The following is a 2,269-nucleotide window of genomic DNA, read 5'->3' as shown; positions in this document are numbered from 1 at the left end:
AAGCAATTGATTCATCAGCAGCACACACATACCAGTGATCGCCGCCCCGAACACCAGTTGTGATTGCCTCGTATGGCCCTGATGTTGCTGCGGCCCATCGTGCCTTGATCCGGTCAAGGAGGGTCATGCTGTTGCCTTCTGGTTTGCGTAGTCGATGAAGCATGTGGTGGTGCAGAAGTCGAGCTTTGTGCCGTCACTCTCGGTGGACTTGATCTTTATTTCGCCATCAATTACTTCTTCGCAGAAGTCGCATACGATTTTCGTGCTCACAATGCCTCCTGTAGTTGTTTGATGAGCCGTTCTGTGGCGGGGTCGTGTTTCCGGTGCCTGCCTGGGAGTGGGCGGGGCTTGTACCGGTCAGTGAACGCCCGCCACCAAGACCACCGGGATACGTGCCGGGTCACGGGGTGGGCTCGTACAGGACGGTTGCGGGTAAAGAGATTCGACTACTTGCCGTTGGAAGCTCGTTACCGGGAGACTGCCAATAAGGCTTATTCGGGGTCCTAAATGAGAACGTCCGCTCATATATGACTTCCATAAATGATCGAACTACAGCGTCAGGCTTCAGCGCTTCCAGTTCCTCGACGGTGGTGATGATCCGGGGTTTCCGGTACCCGGCTTCAATCAGTGCGTCGGCGAGTTCTGCCATCACGTCCGCATCCTGAACTACCGGCGTGAAATCCTCTTGTCTCATGGGGCCGAATCCCCAGGCTTCCCAGACTCGTACGCAGGAGTAAATATCGTCCGGGATCTTGTCTGCCAGTTGTGCGGCCAGTTCGTCGCGTTCACTCATGTTGTTACCTCGTCGTAGTTGGGGAGGTCGCAGAAGCGTTGCATTATCGCTGCTTGGCGGACGAACTCACGGTTGTGTTTTGCGTAGTAGTCAATGTCTGGGCTGGACGGGTCGCTGATGATCAGCCTTAGCCCACGGACTTCACACTCTGATTCGTGGAAGACGATCCAAAGCATTTCAGCGGCCAGTTCCGTTTCGGTGAAGCGCCTGTCTTGGGCATACCCATCAACGTGTGATTCCGGGAGAGCCCAGAACCCATCAGGGCTGTGGTAACGGGACTCTCCGCCGTACTTCCCGGGTTCTTTTTCAAAGGTAACCAAATCAAGTGCCCTCATTGCTCTTCTTCCCAGGTGAGTAGGTCAAGGCCAAGCCATTGGGTGATGAGGCGGAGGACGGTCATGCCCGGCCACCTTCGTCCATGTCACCAACACAGATGCCCTTACAGATGACGCAGATAGTGGAGTCATGCCAGCCAGGTTCGCCAATACCAAGACCTGACTTTGGGCCACCGTGCCAACCCATAACCCACTGATGGTCACGGCCAAAGCGGCAAGTGTCGGTATGCGCTGGGCAGCAGGTGCGAGGCGCTGTTGGCTTGCGGTTTCTGGACCGCTTTATCTGGATTACCGTGCGGCTCATTTGGTGCCAACGTAGGTTTGGTACGACTTGCCGGTGGACGATAGAGCCTCAATGCATCCGCCACACTCTTGCCGGTAGAGGCGCGCTTCTTCGATGGTTTTGAAAAACGTGTGCGTGCGAGTCTCAATGTCGTAATTGCGCTTGCGGGGGTGGTTGGAGCCGGGGACGTAGCGCGGATTAGGGCTAATGAGAAGCTTTGTTATGCGAAACGGGGCCTTGCTGGTTTGAGGCTGAGCGCTCATGGTGTGTTCCTTTTCGTGGTCCGGTCGGGATTGCAGTCCGCGTGGCCGGGGGTGTCAGTGTCCCCCAATACTATCAACTCCCACGCGTTACAGCAACAAGTAAGACGCGTTACAACAGGCACAATTCAGGCCGTCAACTCCCGAACAATCCGCCCCGACCGCGCATCCGCCGGCCTCCACACACCAGCATCCACACCACCCGCCGTCAACCCAGCAATCCACACCCCCTGATCCACCGACACACGCCCCACATCAGACTTCAACTCCCGAAACAACACCCGCCCACGCCTCGAACTCACAAGAACCAAATCCGGAAACCCAGCAACCGACCGCCGCGAATCAAAAGTGTGATACGCCAACTCCCACCCATACAACCCCGCAACCTGCAAAACCACCACCTGAAACTGCCCCTCACTAATACCCAACGGCACCCCCAACACACCCACCCCAGAGGTACCTTCCCCATGGTGGGGACTATCTCATTAACGGTGTATCCGGCAGTTTTCTTTAGTAGTTTTCAGCTGCCGGGAATCGGTCGCTGAAGGTGATGGCGAAGGCGTTCAAAGCGGGTTTCCAACGCACGGCCCACCGGGTT

General features: G+C 56.5%; 5 protein-coding genes. All 5 read right to left on the bottom strand.

What is annotated here, in order from left to right; genetic code table 11:
• Positions 1-123: 123 nt before the first annotated feature.
• Complete coding sequence (locus QMG79_RS16545) at positions 124-270, bottom strand: hypothetical protein (protein WP_283539728.1); 147 nt, start codon at positions 268-270, stop codon at positions 124-126.
• 130 nt (positions 271-400) lie between these two features.
• On the bottom strand, positions 401-793 hold the full coding sequence (locus tag QMG79_RS16540; protein WP_283539727.1) for a hypothetical protein: 393 nt from the start codon (positions 791-793) through the stop codon (positions 401-403).
• Positions 790-1,128: a hypothetical protein gene (locus tag QMG79_RS16535; RefSeq protein ID WP_283539726.1), complete on the bottom strand. Its 339-nt coding sequence runs from the start codon at positions 1,126-1,128 to the stop codon at positions 790-792. Before QMG79_RS16535 ends, QMG79_RS16540 begins: the two co-directional genes overlap by 4 nt.
• A gap of 300 nt (positions 1,129-1,428) precedes the next feature.
• The gene (locus QMG79_RS16530; RefSeq protein ID WP_283539725.1) at positions 1,429-1,674 is read right to left on the bottom strand and encodes a hypothetical protein; all 246 of its coding nucleotides are present in this window, start codon (positions 1,672-1,674) and stop codon (positions 1,429-1,431) included.
• Positions 1,675-1,799: 125 nt separating this feature from the next.
• Positions 1,800-2,069, bottom strand: a complete 270-nt coding sequence (locus QMG79_RS16525) for a VRR-NUC domain-containing protein (RefSeq protein WP_283539724.1) — start codon at positions 2,067-2,069, stop codon at positions 1,800-1,802.
• Positions 2,070-2,269 lie beyond the last annotated feature (200 nt).

The sequence above is a fragment of the Pseudarthrobacter sp. PS3-L1 genome (assembly GCF_030063285.1).
Lineage (GTDB): Bacteria > Actinomycetota > Actinomycetes > Actinomycetales > Micrococcaceae > Arthrobacter.
This window is presented reverse-complemented; position numbering and strand designations above follow the sequence as displayed.

Excerpts from the sequence above, each read along its gene's own strand:
- QMG79_RS16540 (WP_283539727.1), bottom strand. The coding sequence starts at position 793 with ATGAGTGAACGCGACGAACTGGCCGCACAACTGGCAGACAAGATCCCG.
- QMG79_RS16535 (WP_283539726.1), bottom strand. The coding sequence starts at position 1,128 with ATGAGGGCACTTGATTTGGTTACCTTTGAAAAAGAACCCGGGAAGTAC.
- QMG79_RS16530 (WP_283539725.1), bottom strand. The coding sequence starts at position 1,674 with ATGAGCGCTCAGCCTCAAACCAGCAAGGCCCCGTTTCGCATAACAAAG.